Raw genomic sequence first — 21,427 nt, forward strand, 5'->3', positions numbered from 1 at the left:
GGGGGATTATGGAAATGAATATTTTATTTTCCCCCCGTGTTCGAACTGTGAGTTCCAGAGTTATTGGTTTTGTTTTGGCTATTATTCTCGCTTTAAGTTTTAGCAAATGGCATTTTCAGGCGGCATTTGTAGAACATATCTTATGGGTTTTTGGATGGCTATTTGTTGGTATCGGAGTAATGGGAAGAATATGGTGCAGTCTTTACATTTCCGGATTTAAAAATGCCAAGTTAGTGACTGACGGCCCATATTCTCTGTGTCGAAATCCTCTATATCTGTTTAGCTATTTGGGAGGACTCGGAATCATGTTGATTACTGAGACTTTCATTTTTCCCATATTATTCACGCTGTATTTCTTCTGTTATTACCATTATGTCATAAGCCAAGAAGAAGCTTTTTTAAGTGAAAAATATGGAACAGCATATTCAGATTATGTAAAAACAATTCCTCGTTTTTTACCCAGTTTCCAAAATTTTAAAGAACCAGATTTTTATCAAGTTTCACCAAAGCACTTTCGTATTTTTTTGACTCAAGTCGTTTGGTTTATCTGGATTGCTGCGTTGGTCCAACTTTTTGATGAGCTGCGATCGCATGGTGTTCTTCCTTCATTATTTAGTTGGTTCTAGTAAAAAGTGAAATGTGCATGCTTTTCAAAGAATCGGAAGAGTGTACTGAATTGATGAATCGAGGCATGCAAAAAAATTATATGTATTTAAGGATTAACTCCTTAAATACATTCGGAATATTTAGATTAGGTGATTATGATGTTAATTAAATTAAATATAAAATCGGCTTTGATGGTTCTATTTCTTTCAACGAGTTTGGCTCATGCTGATGGAGGATTAATATTCCTCGAAAAGAATATTAAGTCTCAGCAAGAAACAAAAGCTAAAACGGAAAAAAGTAAGAATCTTCATTTAACATGTAAACGTAAATAATTTTTATTTTTGCAGAAAGCTAATTATTTAATAATTAGCTTTCTAGCTATAAAGATAAATATTTTTAATGGCTTATTTATCTTTAATCCAAGTTATACGGTATTGTTTCTATGTTGGCATTCAGAGATGTAATTTTATTACATGCTATGAGCCTGCTATAGTGCCCTTGTTCAACTTTTTAGTTTAATGGTGTGCTGTTGCCACGTTCTGCACTTTTCATGTCCGTCTTGTTCTGTTTGCTTATATTCCAAAGTTTATGGAATGTGGCAGCGGCATTCTGCGCCCATGAAAATCAGGAAAAAGCATTGCATCATTTTGGTCATCATGCAGCGTTGAATTATGAAATTTCACAGCATAGCCATACTGAAAAGACTGACGTCACAGGGACCACTCACAAAGCTCCTTTGAACTTGTCTGATCATCATGATCATTTACCTTCATGTTTTCATGTTGTGATTGTAGAAGCGCAAGAAAAAATTATTTCACCGTTAATGCGGTCATCTGAGCTCAAACAACAATACTATTGGTCCAATTCTTATAAGTCCCCTCATATCTCTAAACAAGATCCGCCTCCTGTTTTAACCCTGCTATAGGTGGGGTAGCCGAAAATTAGCCCACCAGAAATATTATTTATTTCATAGGGTTATTTTATGTCTATTTTTTTATACGAAAAACGTTTCGTTAGTCTGAGTTCATCTTGGGTACTTAAATCATTAGTTGTTGCTGTTGCACTTTCAGCTAGTGTGATAACAACTGCTGCTAGTTCAAATCAAAATCTTGCTGAGAACACTCAAGCGCAGCGCGTACAGAATGTTTTAACGTTCGACCAAGTACTTGATCAAGTTAAGCAGTTTCAGACTCAAACAGGAATTTGGCAAGCTCAACAAGATATTGCAGACAGTAATATCAAGCAGAGCCAGCTATGGGAAAATCCTACTGTTTCAGTACAGCAAACGGGTTTTAACTCTGGAAAAGATCAGGAGCTTGAACTTGGTATCTCCCAAAAGCTAGATATTTTTGGTGTACGCTCCGCGGCAAAAAAACTAGCAACTGTCCAGCAAAATCAAGTTGAGTTAAATCAGGTTTTGTATGACGCTCAACTGAAGCTGGCTGTTAAATATTTATGGTCACAAGTATCAATTTTAGAGCTTCAACATGAGGTTGCAAAAGCTCAGTTAAGAACAAGTCAAAACTTTCTTGATGCTACGCGTTTACGCTTTCAAGCAGGCAGTATTGCTCAGGTTGATTTAGACCGGACTTTAATGACGCATGTTGAAAATCAGCGTTTATATCAAGAAGTTGAATTATCACTGAGTAGTGCCAAACGAAAACTGGCGAACTTATGGGGTGAGACGGAAGATAACTTCACCTTACGTCCAGATATCAAAAGTGCTTGGCCTTTAAAAAATGAAGGTGATATCGATCAATACTTAAAACAGAATTTGTTAGAACAGTCCATGCGGCTTCAAGCAATACAGCAAAATTCTGAAATTAATTATTTAAAAGCAAAAAATCGCCCTACGCCTACGGTAAATATGGGGGTAGTTCGTAGTAAAACTGCAGATACAAATAGTACTGAAAATCAGATTCGAGTAGGTATTGCAGTTCCCTTAAATATTTTTAATCGTCAACAATATGCCCTGAAAATTGCTCAAAGCAAACTTGACTTAATTGCCCAGCAGCAAAGTTTTTATAAAAAGCAAAGCTTAGATTCTATACGCACCTTACAGTACGAGTTGGCTGGTTTAAAGCAGCAATATAACTTGATGAATGAACAGCAGATTCCTTTATCAGAAACGGTACAGGAGAAAATGTTGCTTGGTTTCAAAGTCGGTAAATTCGCAATTACTGATGTTCAGCAATCTACCCTGCAATTACAAGAACAAAGGTTGAAAAAAGTTCAACTACTTAAATCTGCTTGGCAAAAAGCAATTGAAGCAGAAAGTTTAGCTCTCGGGATCGATCCTAATATGGTGATGGCTGGGGATGCATTAAATCAAATTAATCAAAATTTATGGCAAGACACTTATAAGTTGCCGACAGTTGGAGGGGCAGAGTAATGTCAGTTAAAAAAATGAAAAACCAATGGCTTATTGCTATTTTGCTCCTGATAGTTTGTCTTGTTATAAGTGCTTGGTTATTTTTCTCAGGGAAAAAACAGCCTAATACTGAGAAAAGTGAAGAAGGACATACAGAAGGTGAAGCAGGCCATGGTGAGTCTGAAAAAGAGGAAGGAAGTTTAAATCTGACTTCTAAGCAACTGGTTGAATATGGTGTGAAGTTAGAGCAAGTAGGACGTGGAGAAGTTGAACAGAGTCTTTCTTATCCTGCCAAACTCGTTGTAAATACAGACCAGCAAGCACATGTCTCTTCTACTTTTTCTGCACGAGTGGATAGTGTAAATGTTGCGCTGGGACAACAAGTTGAAAAGGGTCAGGCGCTTGCGACTTTATTTGTACCAGATTTGGTCGATCAACAAGCTAACTTAAGCATGGCACAAGAAGCGCTCACATTAGCTCAGCAAGATTATCAACGTGAAAAGCAATTGTGGGAACAGGGTGTTTCAGCACGTCAAGATTATCAGCGTGCTTACAATGCTTATCGTCAGGCGCAAATTCAGGTACAAGCTGCAAATAGCCGATTAAGTGCCTTGGGAGCGAATCGTTCAAGTAGTGGTCGATATGTTTTAACAGCACCTTTAAGTGGTGTAATCAGCAATAAAGACATCGTCATTGGTGAGCAAATTGGCCCTGAAAAACAATTATTTGTGATTGATCGCCTAGATCAGCTATGGGTTGAGTTTGTGTTACCAAGTACAAATACCAATATTCAGCCTAATCAGGAAATTGAATTTAAATCACTGCAAACGAATAATATTTTCAAAGCGCAGGTACAAAGTTTAACGTCAGAAGCGGATAGTCAAACTGGTCGATTACAGGTTCGGGCCAAGGTGCTGACACCTTCAAAAGAATTACGTCCTAACTTAATGGTCAACGTGTTACTGAAACAAAATAATGCAGCGACGGTATTACGGGTTAACAAGGCAGCGGTACAACAGATTGATGGAAAGAATGTGGTCTTTGTTGCAAAACAAGAGAAAGACAAAATTCATTTCGCTCCAGTTACCGTAGAGTTAGGCAATTATTCTTCAGATGCACAATGGGTCGAGGTTAAATCCGGAATTACTGAAAAGCAGCAATATGTAACTCAAGGTAGTTTTTTGCTCAAGTCCGAACTAGAAAAAGGGGAGGCTGAGCATGGACATTAATAAACCTGATTTGCCAGAGGCTGAAGGTTTGTTTGATCGGATCATTCAGTTTTCAATTAAAAATGCCATTTGGGTCATGATGTTTGTCATTGCTTGGATTGGTGTTGGAATTTATAGCTACCAGAAACTTTCAATTGATGCCGTGCCAGATATCACCAATGTGCAGGTACAAATCAATAGTCAGGCCAATGGCTTTACGGCACCTGAAGTTGAGCAAAGGATTACTTATCCGATTGAAAATGCCATGTCTGGTATTCCAAATCTGGAACAGACGCGTTCAATTTCCAGATATGGTCTTTCTCAGGTCACGATTATCTTTAAAGATGGTACAGATATTTACTGGGCAAGACAGTTAATTAACCAGCGTTTACAAGAAGCTAAGAGTGCTTTACCCGATAGCATTGATCCGCAAATGTCTCCAATTTCAACTGGACTGGGTGAGATTTATCAATGGGTGGTAAAAGCAGAGCCAAATGCAAAAAAAGCAGATGGTTCAGCCTATAGCGCGATGGATCTGCGTGAAATTCAAGACTGGATTATTCGTCCTCAGTTACAACGCGTACAAGGGGTAGCCGAGGTTAATAGTATTGGGGGATATAACAAAACCTATGTGGTTTCACCAGATCTGACGCGGTTACAGCAGTTGCAGATTCCACTCACCGACTTACAGGATGCGCTTCAAAATAACAATGAAAACCGCGGTGCTGGATTTATTGAAGAGAATGGTCAGCAACTCACAGTTCGTGTTCCGGGTATGCTGACGTCGATACAAGACATTCAGAACGTTACGGTCGCTACGAAAAACGGTTTACCTATACGGGTTGCTGATGTGGCCTCAGTATCGATTGGTCATGACTTGCGTACTGGTGGTGCTACCTATAATGGACAGGAAACTGTTTTAGGTATCGCCATGATGATGATGGGGGAAAACAGTAAAACTATTGCCAAAGCGATTGATCAGAAAGTTCAAGAAATTCAAAAATCACTCCCTCAGGGTGTCGTGATTGAGACAGTCTATGATCGTAGTAGTCTCGTAGATAAAGCGATTAAAACAGTAGCCAAAAATTTGATTGAAGGGGCGATTTTAGTCATCGTTATTCTTTTCATTTTTTTAGGAAACTTTCGCGCCGCTTTAATCACCGCTTGTATTATTCCGTTGGCAATGCTTTTTACCTTAACAGGTATGGCCGAACAAAAAATCAGTGCTAACCTCATGAGCTTAGGAGCTTTGGACTTCGGGATCATTGTGGATGGGGCAGTTGTTATTGTTGAAAACTGTATTCGGCGTTTAGCTGAAGCACAGCATTTAAAAGGTCGTTTATTAACACGTTCAGAACGTTTTACAGAGGTCTTCCTCGCAGCTAAACAGGCACGACGCCCATTAATATTTGGTCAGATCATTATTATGGTCGTATACCTACCAATTTTTGCTCTGGCAGGCGTAGAAGCAAAAATGTTCCATCCTATGGCAATGACCGTTGTCCTAGCGCTATTGGGAGCAATTATTTTATCTGTGACCTTTGTGCCGGCAGCTGTCGCTTTGTTTGTTACGGGTGAAGTGAAGGAAAAAGAAAGCCGTTGGATGATGACCTTGAAAAAAGGTTATGCAGGCTTACTCGATAAAGCATATGCCTTTCGATATGTTGTTGTTACAGCAGCGGTCAGCATCTTGATTTTAACAAGTGCAGTTGCAACAAGAGTAGGAAGTGAGTTCGCACCTCAGTTAAGTGAAGGTGATTTTGCATTGCAACTCATGCGTGCTCCAAGCACAGGCATAGAAGAGTCGCTTAAAATTCAGGAGAACGTCGAAAAGCAGTTACTGAAAGCCTTCCCCGAAATTAAAGCCATTTTTGCCAGAACAGGAACAGCCGAGGTTGCTACCGATGTCATGCCTCCAAATATTTCCGATGGTATTGTTCTATTAAAACCACATGATCAGTGGCCAAACCCTAAAGAAACAATAGATGAATTGCGTGCCAGAATGCTGCAATTCGTGAACCAGATTCCTGGTAATAACAGTGAATTCTCACAACCGATTGAACTACGTTTTAATGAGCTTATTTCAGGTGTACGAAGTGATATTGGCGTGAAAGTTTTTGGGGATGATATGCAGGTCCTCAATCAGGAAGCAGAGAAAATAGCCCAACAGCTACGTAGTATTCAAGGTGCTAGTGAAGTCAAAGTTGAACAGACTGACGGGTTGCCATTACTGAATGTAGATGTTGATCATGCATTAGCTGCCCAATACGGTTTATCAGTCAAGTCTATTCAGGATATTGTTGCAGCCAGTATCGGTGGGCAGAGTGTAGGACAAATTTTACAGGGCGATAGACGTTTCGATTTTGTGATTCGTTTACAGGAAAACATGCGTACGCCTCAGCAGTTAGCTCAGTTACCGATTCGCTTACCAAACGGTGGTTTGATCCAGTTACAAGACGTCGCTAAGGTTGAGAATATTCTAGGCCTTGCTCAAGTAAGCCGTGAAAATGGTAAGCGCCGCGTCATTGTGACAGCAAATGTGCGTGATCGTGACCTTGGGTCTTTTGTACAAGAGATGCAAAGCAAACTGGCACAGCAAAAGCTACCTAGTGGCTACTGGTTAGGTTATGGAGGACAATTTGAAAATCTTGCTTCTGCTACAGCAAGAATGCAAGTTGTCGTACCAATGGCACTCATCATGATCTTTGTGTTGTTGATGGCTGTATTTAGTAATTTTAAAGACAGCTTACTGGTGTTTAGCGGAGTTCCTTTCGCTTTGTCTGGTGGATTAGTAGCTTTATGGTTGAGGGATATTCCACTTTCCATGTCTGCTGGGGTCGGTTTCATCGCTTTATCGGGTGTTGCAGTATTGAATGGTTTGGTCATGCTCACGTTTATTAAAGAACTGAGAGCAACCTTAGATGTTCATGCAGCAACTTGGAAAGGAGCGGTCTTACGATTACGTCCGGTATTAATGACAGCATTTGTTGCTTCACTTGGTTTTATTCCGATGGCTTTGGCTACAGGAACCGGAGCAGAAGTGCAACGACCTTTGGCAACGGTCGTAATCGGTGGCATTATTTCATCTACGATATTAACTTTGGTTTTATTACCAGTCATTTATCGATGGATGAATGAAAGCAAAACGAAAAGCACTGAGCATTCATAATGTCATCGTTTTGAGATATCTTTTTTGATGATAGCGTCAATTCAAAAAAGTGTTTGAAAGAGGTAAAAGTAGAGATGTATCTATCATTACTTTTACCTCTCCATAAAGATAAATAATAAGGAGTCCGCAAAATGGGTGGACAACATGGTCATGATCATAGTCATGCTGTAGTGACTGAAGGTAATGCTAAGAAATTAATGATTGCTTTAGCACTCACCTCAACATTTTTAATTGTTGAGGTTGTTGCTGGTTTAATCACGCAAAGTTTGGCATTACTCTCCGACGCTGCACATATGTTTACTGATGCTGCTGCTTTGGCAATTGCTTTGGTTGCAATTCAGATCGCAAAGCGTCCAGCCGATAATAAACGTACTTTTGGTTATCAGCGCTTTGAAATTTTGGCTGCATTATTTAATGCACTCATGCTTTTCGTGGTGGCAATTTATATTTTATACGAAGCCTATATCCGCTTCTCTCAGCCACCTGAAATTCAAAGTGTGGGCATGCTCATTGTGGCAACCATTGGTTTGGTGATTAACCTCATCTCAATGAAAATCCTCATGTCGAGTGCCAATAACAGCTTAAATGTAAAAGGTGCTTATTTAGAGGTATTGAGTGATGCGCTAGGCTCGGTTGGCGTTATTATTGGTGCAGTTGTGATTTACTTCACCAACTGGTACTGGGTCGATACGATTATTGCGGTACTGATTGGTTTTTGGGTATTACCGAGAACATGGGTTTTACTTAAACAAAGTATCAATATTTTGCTCGAAGGCGTACCCGAAGAAGTCGATATCGAAAAGTTACGTGCAGATTTATTGTCTTTAAATGGTGTTGAAAGTATTCACCAACTCAAGGTATGGGCGATTACGTCTAAAAACATCCATTTAACCGTGCACTTATTTGCGCCTGAAGCTGACCGTACTAAGCTCTATCAAGATGCTGTTGAAATGCTTTCTCATGAGCATGGTATTGGTGAAGTGACATTGCAAATTGAAGATGATGCTGAGATCAATTGCCAGCATATCGCTCAACATGCTTCACATGAACATGATGAGACTGATAAAGAACATTCACATCAGCATTAAGCTGATGTGAATACTTTTTTAAATTTCCCATTCGTGATTGCAGTCACGACATTTCCAGTGTTTTTGTGACTGCATAAATGCTTGCATAGACAATTTAAAGTCCGGCAAATCACGCCAGAACATAAAACCTGCCCCTAAAGTCACAACAAAAACAACGACCGTTGCAATTTGTAGAGAAGTGCCAGCACCATTGCCAAAAATCCACATAAAAATACTAATCACAACCAAGAGTAATAGTACAAAAATGGCAGGAACTAAAATCACTAAGCTCTTAGGCACAACAGGCTTGGCACTGTTAACACCTTGGCTTACAGGCATAATTTTAACACTTTGACATTGAGGGCAACGATATTGCATGACAGCTCCACATTAAATTTGAATCTATTCTAACGGAAATGCAGAGAAAGGAAAAAATTTGTAGGGCTTTAGAAAAGTGAGGTGATGATTAGATATAAAATACTTTTTTGAAACAAGTATATATATAAAAATGATGATTTATGCGTACACATAAAAGTTAAAATAATACTGTAGAGCATGCTAATCTAGATAAAAACCAAGTGTGTTCAACACTGGGAATGAGCTGAAAAGCTGATTAATAGGATGTGAAAGAAATATAAAAAGGAGAGGGACTTGGGTCAAGAAGATGACAATAAGTCGAAGCCTATAACGACATCAACAGTTTCAGGGAACCCTGACCCTATAAAACTGTCATTCTCACGCCGTTTGCTGCATAAGACCTTGCAACATGCTCATGATGCCGTCGGATTTGCTAGTGATACGACACGTAATCTTGCAGAGGTTGCAGATGCAGCCTTAGATGCTTTAGACCATGTAACAACTCATACAAAGCGTGGAGTCGTTGGCATGACCAATCTGGCAGCAGGAACTGTTAGAGATATGGTGTCTGAAACCAGTGAAACTGCGCGTCAGGTTGCGTTAATTATGGCCCGTACTTTTCTAGGTAAGAGTACGCTGAATTTATATTTGCCTGAAATGCTGTTAAACAGCCAAATTCGTAAACGAATAGATCGGTCAGAAATTGATGATATTAAAGTTCAATGTGGCAATGATCGGTTTCAGGTTGAAATCGATGGGCACTATCACCGTTTCCTGTATCGGCTTAGTTTAGATTTTCGGGTATTAGAATGCCGTATTGGGCAAGAAAAATTCTTACGCTTACGCCAAATGGATGAGAGTCTCGATGTGCAAATTCGTCATGGTGGAACATTGTCGAATTGGGCAGTCCGTCGAATTGGGCGAGTCGGTTTTGAAGTCATTAATATGTTGCCTATACCATCGCTGATTAATCATTTAATTCGTGATATTCCAGGCATTCAGCGTGATGGTCATCGTATGTGGTTTATTGATCTTGAACAGGCAGGATTTATTGACTTCATTAACAACCGTTCATGGATGGTAGAAAAACTTTTAAGCTTGACAGACTTTAGTATTTTACCGGGGCTCAATATTTTGAGAGAAAGCCGTGAGCTTGTGCAGCAACTGGTAGATCAATTTGAAATAAAAGGTCTGCGTGTTCAATCAGGTCGTCTTGAAGTCCAAGTTGGAATTGCGAATTAAATTATATTGATGAAAAGCTGATTGTTGATCAGCTTTTTTATTATCTAGATAAGAAAAAAGCCACTGTCGTTATGCAGTGGCTTTTTAGAATTTGGCGTCCCTACGGGGATTCGAACCCCGGTTACCGCCGTGAAAGGGCGATGTCCTAGGCCTCTAGACGATAGGGACTTATATGAGGCTAGTTACCTGCGCGCAGTAAACTGCTTTCCTAAATTCTCGGCAAAGATAATTAATCTTTGCTTTTCCTCGAATTTAGTGGCGTCCCTACGGGGATTCGAACCCCGGTTACCGCCGTGAAAGGGCGATGTCCTAGGCCTCTAGACGATAGGGACGTTTCAGAGGTGGGCGTATATTAGGTCGATTTAATAAAAGTGTCAAATAGTTTTCTGAAGAAATATTAAAAAAAACAGTCAAGCGATTAAAAATAACTCAAATTGTAGAAAATATAGTCATTTATGGCTAATTTTTATTGAAAAGGTTCGATAATGGCTTTGATAACTTCGTGATGTTGTAAGTAACCAACAATTTCATGGGGCTGGTTAGCAAAAGTAAAAATTTCTTGATTAATGATGGGCGGGGTAAAATCAAAAGGTGCTTCACTTAACGGGAAAGCAGTTAAAAAATCATCTTTTGAGTAGAAATTATACCAATCACCATTGAGGCATTTTGGTCGTTCAATCGGAATGGGAAGTTTACTTTGGATCACCCGAAAAGAAAGTGGTGAAGCCAAGGTAACAAAGCGTTGTACTGAAAAATGATAAGCCGGATCTGATAACAAGTGAAATGCGATCACAGAGCCCAAAGAGTGTGCGACTACAATGCACTCTTCATCATCATGCATTTGTTTTAAAATTCTTTGGTGAACTTCGTACATAAAATCAGGATTAGATAAGTACATGTAAGTTTCAATCAAGAATTGTTGAATTAAACTCTCATGTAGTTTGGGAAAATTATTTAAAAGAACCACCATTTCTTTAAGAACACGATCTTTTACTAACTGTGAAGTCAGATATAAACGTTCTGATAAGCTTTCTGCAGGTTGATCAGGAGAAAGGGGGAGATGGGGTACAAAAGGAGTATGCTCCTTAGGTGTAGAGGCTTGCTGGTTTAAATGGATAGGTAAATGAAAGTTAAAAGATTTTGGAAGTAAGGTGTTTAGGTCTAATTGATTGGATAATTGATATTTCGTCATTAAATCGCCATAAAATGGCATATGTATATGTAGATCTCTTAAATTAACTCTACAATGTAATTGTTTTAAGCCGAGTTTAAATACTTTTAGCCAATGCTCCTTTAAACGATGTGCGGTGTAATTCTGTTGATTCATCCCATGGATAAATATAATTTTCATTGTAGGCAAAGAATTGTTTTTAATATAAATTTTAATCTACAACGGTAGATTCTATAAAGCCAGTATCTAGGCAAAAAAAAGTGTAGCTTTTTGCTACACTTTTTAATTACAAGCACTTAAGCTTTGTCGCGATAAAAAATAAAGTAACTTACATAGCATAAAGCAGTAAAAATTAAGCAACCTACAAAACCAGCTCGCATTTGAGGGTCAGCTGCCATACTTAAACAGGTAATAAAGCAGAAAAGAAAACCTAAAATTGGAACGATAGGGAATAGTGGTGCCGCATATTTTAAATCTTTAACTGTATGACCTGATCTATACCATTGGCGGCGGAAATTGAACTGACTTAAACAAATACTCATCCAGACAATAACCATGGTAAAAGCTGCAACACCGAGTAAGTTTTTAAAGATGGTTTCAGGTGCAAACTGTTCCGATAACAAACCTGGGATTGCGCCAAACATGGTAACAACCAGAGCCACAATAGGTGTTCCACTTTTTGAAAGTGTGGCAAATACACTTGGAAGGAGTTTTTGTTCTGATAAAGACCACATCATACGTGAAGCTGCATACAAACCTGAATTTGCAGCTGAGAGTAGTGCCGTAATAATTACAAAACGAATGATGTCATCAGCATATGGAATCCCGATGTAATTAAATACAGTAACGAAAGGACTACTACTTACACTTTCACTGCTTAAGCCTGCAAGCTGGAAAGGAAGTAATGCGCTAATCACAATAATGGTGCCTACAAAGAAAATAAGAAGACGCCAGATTGCAGCATTAATTGCTTTAGGGACGTTCTGTGCAGGATCTTTCGTTTCACCAGCAGCCACACCAATCAGTTCTGTTCCAGAGAACGCGAAATTCACAATCAGCATGGTCGTAAAGATAGGGAGGAAACCGTGTGGGAACCAGCCTTGGGCAGTTAAATTACTAAACAGAGGAGCAGTTTGAGCGCCATGAAAAGGAATTAAACCAAAAATGGCTAATAACCCAAGCACAATAAAGGCAATAACGGTAACGACCTTAACCAGTGCCAGCCAGAACTCTGACTCAGCGAATACTCGAGTTGAACTAATATTTAGTCCAAAAATAGTTACTGCAAAAATAAGTGTCCAGATCCACATTGAAATTTGTGGAAACCATTCCTGCATCAGTAGAGCAGCAGCGGTAAACTCGGTTCCTAGCGTTGCTGTCCATGTTAGCCAGTACATCCATGAAATCATGTAACCTGTACTTGGGCTAATGTACTTTTGCGCATATGCACCAAAAGAGCCAGAAACAGGCATATGGACAGCCAGCTCGCCTAAGCAGAGCATAACCATGTAAGCAATCGCACCCCCAAGAATGTAGGCAATAATTGCGCCAATAGGTCCAGTTTGTGAAATGACTTCCCCTGAACCTAAAAATAAACCAGTACCGATTGCTCCCCCTAGCGATAACATCACAAGGTGGCGAGTACTCATGGCTCTTTTTAAAGGTGCAGTACTGTTCTGATGCTGAGCATCTAGTTGATTGTCAGATGGCTGCATATTACACATTGAGAGAATTTGAGAAAGACGCTATTTTAGATAAAATAGACAAATGTGCAATCAAGAAGGTGTCAAAGAATAGACAGGAAGGTGACGAAAGAGTCTTTAAAATGAATTTTTCAAAAAGAAAATGGCGTCCCTACGGGGATTCGAACCCCGGTTACCGCCGTGAAAGGGCGATGTCCTAGGCCTCTAGACGATAGGGACTTGATGAGGCAAACACAAAGGATCTTGGTGGAGCCAAGCGGGATCGAACCGCTGACCTCTACAATGCCATTGTAGCGCTCTACCAACTGAGCTATGGCCCCAGTTTGTGTGAGCGCAATATTAGGGTGAATGCGCCCACACGTCAATAAAAAAATGAATTAAGCTTCGCTAGTTGCTTCATTTTTCGGCAATTTTAAGCTTTCATTGAGTTTTTCCCAGATTTTTACTTCTTTTTTGCTCGGTGCACCAACAATTTCTAATGCATGTCGTAAACGAGCAAAGGTTAAATCAGGGCCAAGCGTAACCATTGATTGCATCACTGGTGTAGAACTGGTTGAGCCGGCAATTGCAATAAAGAACGCTGGCATAAAGTCACGTAATTTAATACCCATCTGATTTGCCAAGTCCATTAAGGTTTGGCTAACCGTGTCATTATTCCAAGTAAATTGACCTTCAAGACGCCAAATTGCAAATTGTAAACTTTGACGAACTTGTTCTTGAGTCAATTTTTTACTTTCAAACATTTCGGCTGTAATTTGTGGCATATGGTTAAAGTAAAAACCAGCCCAATTCACAGCTTCAGAAATTAAATTAATACGCGGTTGAATAGCGGCAGCAATGTCTTCTAAAGTGCTGCGATCACTTTTCCAAGTAAGCAAACGGTCTAATAGTTGGCCTGGTGTTAAGCCTTTAATCCATTGGCCATTTAACCAATTGAGTTTTTCGACATCAAAAATTGGGCCACCCAAAGATACACGTTGAATATCAAAGTGATCCATCATATCTTGAAGGGTAAATACTTCACGCTCATCTGGCATTGACCAGCCCATACGGCCTAAATAGTTGAGTAAGGCTTCTGGTAGAACACCGATATCGCGGTAGTAGTTAATTGATGTTGGGTTTTTACGTTTAGATAATTTTGATTTATCTGGGTTACGTAATAATGGCATGTGGCAAAGCGTTGGCATTTCCCAGCCAAAGTATTGGTAAAGCAACTGATGCTTCGGTGCAGATGGAAGCCATTCTTCACCACGTAATACATGCGTGATTTCCATTAAATGGTCATCAACAACATTGGCTAAATGGTAAGTTGGTAAACCATCTGTTTTAAGAAGGACTTGCATGTCGACTTGTGCCCAAGGAATTTCTACTTCCCCACGGAGTAAGTCGTTAAATTTACATACACCTTCTTCTGGTACTTTCATACGAATGACATGAGGTTCACCCGCTTCAAGACGGCGAGTGACTTCTTCTTGAGAAAGCTTTAAGCCACGGCCATCATATTTTGGTGTTTCACCACGTGCTTGCTGTTCAGCACGCATTTGATCTAGTTCTTCTGCTGTCGCGAAACAGTAAAAAGCATGACCTTTTTCAACAAGTTCTAACGCGTATTGCTTATAAATTCCCATGCGCTCTGATTGGCGATAAGGCGCGTGAGGACCACCCACATCTGGACCTTCAGACCAGTTTAAACCTAACCAACGTAAAGAATCTAAAATCATTTTTTCAGATTCTGGTGTAGAGCGAAGTTGGTCTGTATCTTCAATTCTTAAAATAAATTCTCCACCATGTTGTTTCGCAAAACACATGTTGAATAAGGCAATGTAGGCAGTACCAACATGAGGGAAACCAGTAGGAGAAGGTGCAATACGAGTACGAACTTTCATAGATAATGGGTCAAAATAAAAATTGAAACTATTATAACGAAAAAGCCCAGTATTCTGACGTTTTTATTTAACGGCAGACTGGGCTTAATTTGAAACGATGAGGGGCCGTTTCAAATATTAAGAAGTATGTGGCTGGAAAATTGCCTGAACAAAACGTGAAAAACGTTCATGCTGTGCAGCAAGAAAATTTTGAGTAGGTGTCACACGAATAGTGTTAAGTACTTTTAGCTCATCATCTGTAGAAGGTAAAGCTATAGTATTGCGTTTTTGTTGGTCTAGCGCTTTTTCAATAAGCGAAGACTGACGGTCGGAAACGCCTTTGCTCGGTGTATCTTTGAGTGCTGCGGCAACAGATAATTGTGATGCAAAACTGAGCACCAAACCCAAACTCAAAGCTTTTCCATACTTAGTTTTCATTTTTACTCATCCCCTCAGTACGTACATTTCGTCTATTTTTTGAGTTTAACCAAATGTAAATTACGGTAACGCTACGATTCAAACATAAATTTTAATAAAAAAGTAGAACTATGTCACACTTTTTACAAAAAACACCTTTATTTCACCTTGGTATCTTTCAAATGTAGCCTATCTGTATCCATTACGTCTCATTATTTAACAAATTAATGTGTAGATAAAGTGAAGACTATAAATAAACTATAAGAATAATTACAAAACTTTTCGAAATTATGAATAAAAACTAAGCAAAATTTATATCGTTTAAAGTGATTAATAAACCTTGAATTGTTATAAGTATTTGATGGAAAAATGAAAACATAAAAATATAGTATAGTTTAAAAATGAAATTGGTTTTTATAAATGAAAAGAATAGCAATAATTGCGGTCGCTACATATATGGGGTTAGCCGTAAGTGCAGTACAGGCTGCGACTACATTTTTAAATGTTTCTTATGATCCAACTCGCGAATTTTATCAAGAATATAATCAGGCTTTTGGAAAGTTCTGGAAGCAACGTACAGGTCAAGACGTTGATTTTAAACAATCCCATGGTGGCTCTGGGAAACAGGCTCGAGCTGTAGCGACAGGCCTTCAAGCAGATGTGGTGACTTTGGCTTTAGCGAATGATATTGATGAAATTGTTAAAGCGGGATATATCCAACCGAACTGGCAAAAAGAGTTTCCTAATAACTCGGCACCTTATACATCTACGGTTGTATTTTTGGTTAGGAAAGGTAATCCAAAAAATATTCGTGATTGGAATGACTTAACTAAACCTGGCGTTGAAATTATTACGCCTAATCCGAAAACGGGTGGAGCACCGCGCTGGATTTATCTTTCTGCATGGGGATATGCTTTAAAACAGCTGGGTGGAAATGATGCCAAAGCAAAAGAGCTGGTTAAAAAACTTTATCACAACGTCAAAGTGTTAGATTCTGGGGCACGTGGTTCGCTGACTACATTTGCTGAGCGTGGAATTGGAGACGTTCTACTCTCTTGGGAGAATGAAGCATTATTGGCAACTAAAGGGCTTGATAAAGATAAATATGAAATTGTTTATCCATCCATTTCAATTTTGGCAGAGCCTTCTGTTGCGATTGTAGATAAAATAGTCGATAAGGATGGTAACCGTACTTTGGCAAAAGGCTATCTCAACTTCTTATATTCACCTTTAGGGCAAGAGTTGGCAGCTAAACATTATTTCCGTCCACGTAATCCTCAGGTCGCTGCAAAATATGCCGCACAATTTCCAAAAATTAAATTATTTACGATTAATGATGTTTTTGGTGGGTGGGCAAAAGCTCAGCAAACTCACTTTGCCAATGGAGCCATCTTCGATCAGATTTATGAAGGGAAATAGTAGAGATAAATATATTTAGAGTAGCCGTTTAAAAATTACTTAAACTTTTAATATTGAAGCAAGTGAACCTGAAAAGGTGAGCTTGCTTTTTTTATTTTGCTTAAAAAATGCAAAGAAAACGGTTTTCTCTATGAAAAATTAATATTTTCCTACAAAAAGCCGTTTGGTGTTCATCATAAACAAGGTGATAATGTGCAGTTACATTTTTACGCTATGATTTAACTCCTATGTCGCATATTTCTGTCTTACTTTTTGAGACCGTTGAAAGCTTATTGGCAGATCGCACAACAGGGGTGTATATCGATGCAACCTTTGGACGAGGCGGGCATACGCGCTTGTTATTGTCGAAACTCGATGAAAATGCCCGAGTATATGCTTTTGATAAAGACCCTCAAGCTTTGGAAGTTGCAGCTGCCTTGGCACAAGAAGACCCAAGATTTACCATTATTCATGCAAGTTTTGCTGAAATTAAAGAAAAAATGCAGGAAATTGGGGTGCAAAGCGTTGATGGGATTATGGCTGACCTAGGTGTGTCTTCTCCTCAATTAGACCAAGCAGAACGTGGTTTTAGTTTCATGCAAGACGGCCCTTTAGACATGCGCATGGATAATTCTAAAGGCTTGACGGCTGCTGAATGGTTACTTGAAATTGAAGAAGAACAATTGGCTAATATCATTTATCAATACGGTGAAGAACGATATAGTCGACGTATTGCGAAAGCAATTAAACAAGCCGGAAAATTAGATACTACGGCACAATTGGCTGAACTTGTAAAAACAGCTCATCCAAAATGGGAAAAGCATAAACATCCAGCTACGCGTACTTTTCAGGCAATCCGTATTGCTATTAACAAAGAACTGGATGATATTGAAGTGTTTTTGCCGCAAGCTGTAGACTTGCTTAAACCAAAAGGACGTTTGTCGGTGATCAGCTTCCATTCGCTTGAAGACCGCTTGATAAAACAGTTTATTCAAAAAGAATCAACTTTGGCCGAGGACTCTGGTTGGGGTATGCCAGAGCAGCAGATTGATACGAGAAGATTAAAGAAAATTTCGCGGGTTCGTGCGAGTGAACAAGAAGTAAAAGCGAACCCACGTTCACGTAGTGCATGGCTTCGGGTTGCTGAACGCTTGGAACAAAAAGGCGAGTAATGAAAAGCAGTGATGAAATCGAAACCACAGGAAAAAAAGTGGTCAAAAAATTCGTAGTGTATGCAGTCATGGTGGCAGTGGTTTTTATCAGTGCCATGATGGTGGTATTACAGGTGTTTGAGTATCGTCATGATTATAGAGAGCTAAGCTCTTATATGCGTGAACGTGACGATCTCAATGCTGAATGGGGACGTTTATTGATTGAGCAGCAAACGTTTGGTGCTACTGCTCAAATTGGTACACGTGCTGTCACACAATTACGAATGTTTTCGCCACCTGCTGCAGAAACGGTGGTAATTTCTTTACCGATGACTCCAGAGCACAATAAGTAAGGCCTTGCTGTATGGTAGATAAGCGAACAAAGCAAACACGAAAAAAACAGCAGTCTATTTCGGAAAAACCAAGTCTTGCCTTTGATATGTGGCGGTTTTATCTGCTCTGGGCAGTGGTACTACTGTGTTTTGTGGTATTAATTGCGCGTGCATTTTATGTTCAAATCATTAATAAGGACTTTTTACAAAATAAGGCCAATGCCAATATTTTGCGTACTGAACGTATAGAAGCTATGCGTGGGGTGATTAGCGATCGCCACGGTGTGCCTTTAGCGATTAGTAGTCCAATCATGAAAATTGTGATGGATCCGCGTGATTATTTTGAAACCAAACATTTATACGATCAGATTACGGCTGAACTAAAACAAGATCCAAAAAATCGTAAATTAAAACGTCAGCTACCTGATAAAAATTTAAACCTAGATGAGCTTGCTGATGTAGTTGGTGTTGACCGTGCTGATCTTAAGAAGCAGATGAATGCGCGTCCGCGTTCTCGCTATCTAGTTTTGAAAAAAGAAGTTCCACCGCAACAAGCTGACCTTATTATGAAAGGCAACTTCCAAGGGGTCTATGCGGAGAAAACTTACAAACGTTATTATCCGCAACCACAGCCGAATGCCCAAATTATTGGCTTGACCAATAGTGATGGAAAAGGTGTCGAGGGCTTGGAAATGCAGTTGAATAAACAGCTTTCTGGCGTCGATGGCGAACAAAAAATTATTCGTGATAAGCGCGGTAATCGCTTAAAAGTTTCTGAAGTAATCCGTGAGGGCGAGCCGGGTGAGAACATCACTTTAAGTATCGACTCTCGCTTACAGTACATTATGTACCGTGAATTGACGGCCGCAGGCGTTGCGAATAATGCACGTTCAGCAACGGCAATTGCAGTTGACGTTAAAACTGGTGAGATTTTAGCAATGACCAGTTGGCCATCTTATAACCCAAATGATAAGAATGGTTTGTCTAATAAGGATGCTATGCGTAACCGTGGTGCGATCGATATGTTCGAGCCAGGTTCAACCATGAAACCATTCACGATTTCATCTGCTTTGGAAACTGGGCAATATACGCCGAATACCATTGTAAATACCTCACCCGGCTCAATGCGTCTGGGTTGGCATACGATTCGTGATACCCATAACTACGGGGCTTTGACTGTAACTGGTGTCATTATTAAGTCATCAAACGTAGGTTCTGCAAAAATTGCATTATCACTTCCGAAAGAGACATTGCCGACCTTCTTTAAGCGTGTTGGATTTGGTAAACGTTCTGCAGTGAAATTCCCGGGTGAAAGTGCTGGTTTAGTACTTCCTGTAAGTAAATTAAACTCTTCTCAAATTGGTACCATGGCTTATGGTTATGGTCTAAACGCAACTATTCTTCAGTTGGCACAAGGCTATGCGATGCTTGCAAATCATGGCGTCGAAATGCCATTAAGCTTGCATAAATTGGATCAGGCACCTAAAGGTGAGCAGGTTTTAAATCCTAAAATTGCTGATCAAGTCTTGTTAATGCTTGAGCAAGTGACTATGCCAGGTGGTACGGCGACACAGGCCAATATCCCGGGGTATAGAGTAGGTGGTAAAACAGGTACCGCTCATAAATTACGTGCGGATGGTAAAGGCTACTCAAATAGTGAATATCGTGCTTTATTTGCAGGCGTTGCACCAATTAGTGACCCGCGTTTAGCAGTTATCGTGGTTGTGGAGAATCCACAAGGTCGTTACTACGGTGGTTTGGTTGCTGCACCAGTTTTTGCTCGTATTATGCAAGAGTCACTGCGTTTAATGAACGTACCGCTTGATAAGCCACTTAATACTCCACAGAATCCTACTCGCAGGTAAGCTATGACTGTTTCTTTTCAAGAAATTAATCCAATCGAGATTGATGCACAATGGCCTCACCAGCCATTTCATGGCTTTGGTTTAGATAGTCGTAAAATCGAAACAGGCCAAATTTTTATTGCGTTGACCAGTTATAGCCAACCTGAAAAAACACGTACATTTGCTGAAGCAGCTTTAGCAAATGGGGCACTTGCTGTAATTAGTGAAACCGAATTAGGTGTTGCAAATGAGTGGGTATGCCCTGATGTGCGCCAGCGTATGGGTGAGTGGCAAAAACGTTATTTACAACAGACTGATACAGTTAAACCATTAAGGATTATTGCTGTAACAGGGACGAATGGTAAAACGACTATTTCTCGCTTAATTGCTGAGTTAATTAGTTCACAACAGCAGCGCTGTGCAGTGATGGGGACAACTGGTAATGGTATTTTGCCAGACTTGACTCCTTCTACGCATACCACCCTTGATGCTCTGCAATTGCAAAATGAATTACATGCTTATGCTAAGCAGGGTGCAACTTTTGCTTCATTAGAAGCGAGTTCGCATGGTCTTGAGCAGGGGCGACTAAATGGCTGTGAGATTGAAATTGCTGTTTATAGTAACTTAAGTCGTGACCATCTTGATTATCATGGCACTTTAGAAGCTTATGCAGAAGCAAAGGCTCGTTTGTTCCAATTTAATTCATTAAAAATTGCTGTTATTAATTTAGATGATGCACATGCAGATGTAATGATTAAGTCTGCTCAGAATAATCCAGCGCAACCTAAAATTTTGACTTATTCATTAACTCAAAATACAGCCGATTATTACATTACCGATTTAAGCTATAGCTTGACTGGTGCAACCTTTAATCTGGTATGTCTGCAAGCTTCATTTGCGGTAGAAAGTCCGCTATTAGGCCATTTTAATGTTGAAAATTTGATTGCCGCGCTCATAGCTGCTGAGCAAGCTGGTTTCGATTTACAAGCATTAATTAATTTTGTTCCTAAATTAATTGGTGCCCCAGGCCGAATGCAAGTCATTCGTGATGATGAGCGATTGTTTGTAGTCGATTATGCACATACACCAGATGCATTAATTCAAGTGCTTAAGACCTTAAAGCGACATGTCTCTAATGAGCTTTGGGCGGTATTTGGATGTGGTGGAGACCGTGACCGTGGTAAGCGTCCACTCATGACTCAAGCCGCTTTAGATGGTGCAAATCCGGTTATTTTGACTTCAGATAACCCAAGAACAGAAGACCCTGAACAGATTTTTACTGACATGAAGCAAGGAATCGATTTTTCAGGGCACCGTATGCATGAAATTCATGATCGACGTGAAGCCATTAAATTTGTTGCAGAGCAAGCTCAAGCTGGTGACATTGTGGTGATTGCCGGTAAAGGACATGAAAATTATCAAGAAATTAATGGTGTGCGTCACTGGTTTGATGATGTGGTTGAAGTGCGTTCTGCGATTGATGCACAACATCATACGGTAGATGCTGCTTACCCTGCACAATAGGA

General features: G+C 39.7%; 17 protein-coding genes and 4 tRNA genes. 12 read left to right on the forward strand and 9 right to left on the reverse strand.

Annotated features, from left to right (window positions below; all coding sequences use genetic code 11):
• The first annotated feature begins 8 nt into the window (after positions 1-8).
• The 6 genes from NE363_RS01380 (at position 9) to NE363_RS01405 (ending at position 8,442) form a co-directional block, all read left to right on the forward strand.
• Positions 9-626, forward strand: coding sequence for a methyltransferase family protein (locus NE363_RS01380; protein ID WP_240061740.1), 618 nt, complete (start codon positions 9-11; stop codon positions 624-626).
• Positions 627-1,135: 509 nt separating this feature from the next.
• Positions 1,136-1,531: a cation efflux protein, CzcI-like gene (locus tag NE363_RS01385; RefSeq protein ID WP_445535692.1), complete on the forward strand. Its 396-nt coding sequence runs from the start codon at positions 1,136-1,138 to the stop codon at positions 1,529-1,531.
• A gap of 57 nt (positions 1,532-1,588) precedes the next feature.
• Positions 1,589-2,998, forward strand: a complete 1,410-nt coding sequence (locus tag NE363_RS01390; protein WP_445535693.1) for a TolC family protein — start codon at positions 1,589-1,591, stop codon at positions 2,996-2,998.
• Positions 2,998-4,206: an efflux RND transporter periplasmic adaptor subunit gene (locus NE363_RS01395; protein WP_240287608.1), complete on the forward strand. Its 1,209-nt coding sequence runs from the start codon at positions 2,998-3,000 to the stop codon at positions 4,204-4,206. The genes NE363_RS01390 and NE363_RS01395 overlap by 1 nt, the downstream gene beginning before the upstream one ends.
• Entirely contained in the window at positions 4,196-7,354 is a 3,159-nt protein-coding gene (locus NE363_RS01400; RefSeq protein WP_445535694.1) for an efflux RND transporter permease subunit, read from the forward strand. Before NE363_RS01395 ends, NE363_RS01400 begins: the two co-directional genes overlap by 11 nt.
• A gap of 131 nt (positions 7,355-7,485) precedes the next feature.
• Positions 7,486-8,442: a cation diffusion facilitator family transporter gene (locus tag NE363_RS01405; protein WP_272340931.1), complete on the forward strand. Its 957-nt coding sequence runs from the start codon at positions 7,486-7,488 to the stop codon at positions 8,440-8,442.
• An 18-nt stretch (positions 8,443-8,460) separates the two neighbouring features.
• On the opposite strand, the gene NE363_RS01410 is transcribed toward NE363_RS01405, so the two are convergent.
• The gene (locus NE363_RS01410) at positions 8,461-8,799 is read right to left on the reverse strand and encodes a membrane protein (protein WP_002051673.1); all 339 of its coding nucleotides are present in this window, start codon (positions 8,797-8,799) and stop codon (positions 8,461-8,463) included.
• 273 nt (positions 8,800-9,072) lie between these two features.
• On the opposite strand from NE363_RS01410, the gene NE363_RS01415 reads away from it, so the two are divergent.
• Positions 9,073-10,020 carry a hypothetical protein gene (locus NE363_RS01415; protein ID WP_319915099.1) on the forward strand — a complete coding sequence of 316 codons (948 nt, stop codon included), beginning with the start codon at positions 9,073-9,075 and terminating at the stop codon, positions 10,018-10,020.
• A 92-nt stretch (positions 10,021-10,112) separates the two neighbouring features.
• Here the strand turns inward: NE363_RS01415 and NE363_RS01420 are convergent.
• From NE363_RS01420 to NE363_RS01455, 8 genes are all read right to left on the reverse strand, one after another.
• Positions 10,113-10,188: transfer RNA gene (locus NE363_RS01420), tRNA-Glu, on the reverse strand.
• Between the two features lie 88 nt (positions 10,189-10,276).
• Positions 10,277-10,352: transfer RNA gene (locus NE363_RS01425), tRNA-Glu, on the reverse strand.
• 134 nt (positions 10,353-10,486) lie between these two features.
• The gene (locus NE363_RS01430; protein WP_396462582.1) at positions 10,487-11,371 is read right to left on the reverse strand and encodes a hypothetical protein; all 885 of its coding nucleotides are present in this window, start codon (positions 11,369-11,371) and stop codon (positions 10,487-10,489) included.
• 116 nt (positions 11,372-11,487) lie between these two features.
• Positions 11,488-12,906 carry an amino acid permease gene (locus tag NE363_RS01435; RefSeq protein WP_311086536.1) on the reverse strand — a complete coding sequence of 473 codons (1,419 nt, stop codon included), beginning with the start codon at positions 12,904-12,906 and terminating at the stop codon, positions 11,488-11,490.
• Between the two features lie 131 nt (positions 12,907-13,037).
• Positions 13,038-13,113 (reverse strand) — tRNA-Glu (locus NE363_RS01440).
• Positions 13,114-13,138: 25 nt separating this feature from the next.
• Positions 13,139-13,214: transfer RNA gene (locus NE363_RS01445), tRNA-Ala, on the reverse strand.
• Between the two features lie 57 nt (positions 13,215-13,271).
• Positions 13,272-14,780 carry a glutamate--tRNA ligase gene (gene gltX / locus NE363_RS01450; RefSeq protein WP_445535695.1) on the reverse strand — a complete coding sequence of 503 codons (1,509 nt, stop codon included), beginning with the start codon at positions 14,778-14,780 and terminating at the stop codon, positions 13,272-13,274.
• A gap of 117 nt (positions 14,781-14,897) precedes the next feature.
• On the reverse strand, positions 14,898-15,197 hold the full coding sequence (locus NE363_RS01455) for a DUF4179 domain-containing protein (RefSeq protein WP_311086534.1): 300 nt from the start codon (positions 15,195-15,197) through the stop codon (positions 14,898-14,900).
• 399 nt (positions 15,198-15,596) lie between these two features.
• On the opposite strand from NE363_RS01455, the gene NE363_RS01460 reads away from it, so the two are divergent.
• The 5 genes from NE363_RS01460 (at position 15,597) to NE363_RS01480 (ending at position 21,425) form a co-directional block, all read left to right on the forward strand.
• Positions 15,597-16,595 (forward strand): sulfate ABC transporter substrate-binding protein, encoded by a 999-nt coding sequence (locus NE363_RS01460; RefSeq protein WP_445535696.1) that lies wholly within the window; start codon positions 15,597-15,599, stop codon positions 16,593-16,595.
• A 227-nt stretch (positions 16,596-16,822) separates the two neighbouring features.
• Positions 16,823-17,746, forward strand: coding sequence for a 16S rRNA (cytosine(1402)-N(4))-methyltransferase RsmH (gene rsmH, locus NE363_RS01465; protein ID WP_100290800.1), 924 nt, complete (start codon positions 16,823-16,825; stop codon positions 17,744-17,746).
• Entirely contained in the window at positions 17,746-18,078 is a 333-nt protein-coding gene (gene ftsL / locus NE363_RS01470; RefSeq protein ID WP_004705170.1) for a cell division protein FtsL, read from the forward strand. Before rsmH ends, ftsL begins: the two co-directional genes overlap by 1 nt.
• A gap of 11 nt (positions 18,079-18,089) precedes the next feature.
• Entirely contained in the window at positions 18,090-19,922 is a 1,833-nt protein-coding gene (gene ftsI, locus NE363_RS01475) for a penicillin-binding protein PBP3 (protein WP_019457882.1), read from the forward strand.
• A 3-nt stretch (positions 19,923-19,925) separates the two neighbouring features.
• Positions 19,926-21,425: a UDP-N-acetylmuramoyl-L-alanyl-D-glutamate--2,6-diaminopimelate ligase gene (locus NE363_RS01480; protein WP_437256392.1), complete on the forward strand. Its 1,500-nt coding sequence runs from the start codon at positions 19,926-19,928 to the stop codon at positions 21,423-21,425.
• Positions 21,426-21,427 lie beyond the last annotated feature (2 nt).

This window comes from Acinetobacter sp. G18 (genome assembly GCF_052660225.1).

Excerpts from the sequence above, each read along its gene's own strand:
- NE363_RS01405 (WP_272340931.1), top strand. The coding sequence starts at position 7,486 with ATGGGTGGACAACATGGTCATGATCATAGTCATGCTGTAGTGACTGAA.
- NE363_RS01400 (WP_445535694.1), top strand. The coding sequence starts at position 4,196 with ATGGACATTAATAAACCTGATTTGCCAGAGGCTGAAGGTTTGTTTGAT.
- rsmH (WP_100290800.1), top strand. The coding sequence starts at position 16,823 with ATGTCGCATATTTCTGTCTTACTTTTTGAGACCGTTGAAAGCTTATTG.
- NE363_RS01430 (WP_396462582.1), bottom strand. The coding sequence starts at position 11,371 with ATGAAAATTATATTTATCCATGGGATGAATCAACAGAATTACACCGCA.
- gltX (WP_445535695.1), bottom strand. The coding sequence starts at position 14,780 with ATGAAAGTTCGTACTCGTATTGCACCTTCTCCTACTGGTTTCCCTCAT.
- NE363_RS01460 (WP_445535696.1), top strand. The coding sequence starts at position 15,597 with ATGAAAAGAATAGCAATAATTGCGGTCGCTACATATATGGGGTTAGCC.
- NE363_RS01435 (WP_311086536.1), bottom strand. The coding sequence starts at position 12,906 with ATGCAGCCATCTGACAATCAACTAGATGCTCAGCATCAGAACAGTACT.
- ftsI (WP_019457882.1), top strand. The coding sequence starts at position 18,090 with ATGGTAGATAAGCGAACAAAGCAAACACGAAAAAAACAGCAGTCTATT.
- NE363_RS01390 (WP_445535693.1), top strand. The coding sequence starts at position 1,589 with ATGTCTATTTTTTTATACGAAAAACGTTTCGTTAGTCTGAGTTCATCT.
- NE363_RS01410 (WP_002051673.1), bottom strand. The coding sequence starts at position 8,799 with ATGCAATATCGTTGCCCTCAATGTCAAAGTGTTAAAATTATGCCTGTA.
- NE363_RS01455 (WP_311086534.1), bottom strand. The coding sequence starts at position 15,197 with ATGAAAACTAAGTATGGAAAAGCTTTGAGTTTGGGTTTGGTGCTCAGT.
- NE363_RS01380 (WP_240061740.1), top strand. The coding sequence starts at position 9 with ATGGAAATGAATATTTTATTTTCCCCCCGTGTTCGAACTGTGAGTTCC.
- ftsL (WP_004705170.1), top strand. The coding sequence starts at position 17,746 with ATGAAAAGCAGTGATGAAATCGAAACCACAGGAAAAAAAGTGGTCAAA.
- NE363_RS01395 (WP_240287608.1), top strand. The coding sequence starts at position 2,998 with ATGTCAGTTAAAAAAATGAAAAACCAATGGCTTATTGCTATTTTGCTC.
- NE363_RS01480 (WP_437256392.1), top strand. The coding sequence starts at position 19,926 with ATGACTGTTTCTTTTCAAGAAATTAATCCAATCGAGATTGATGCACAA.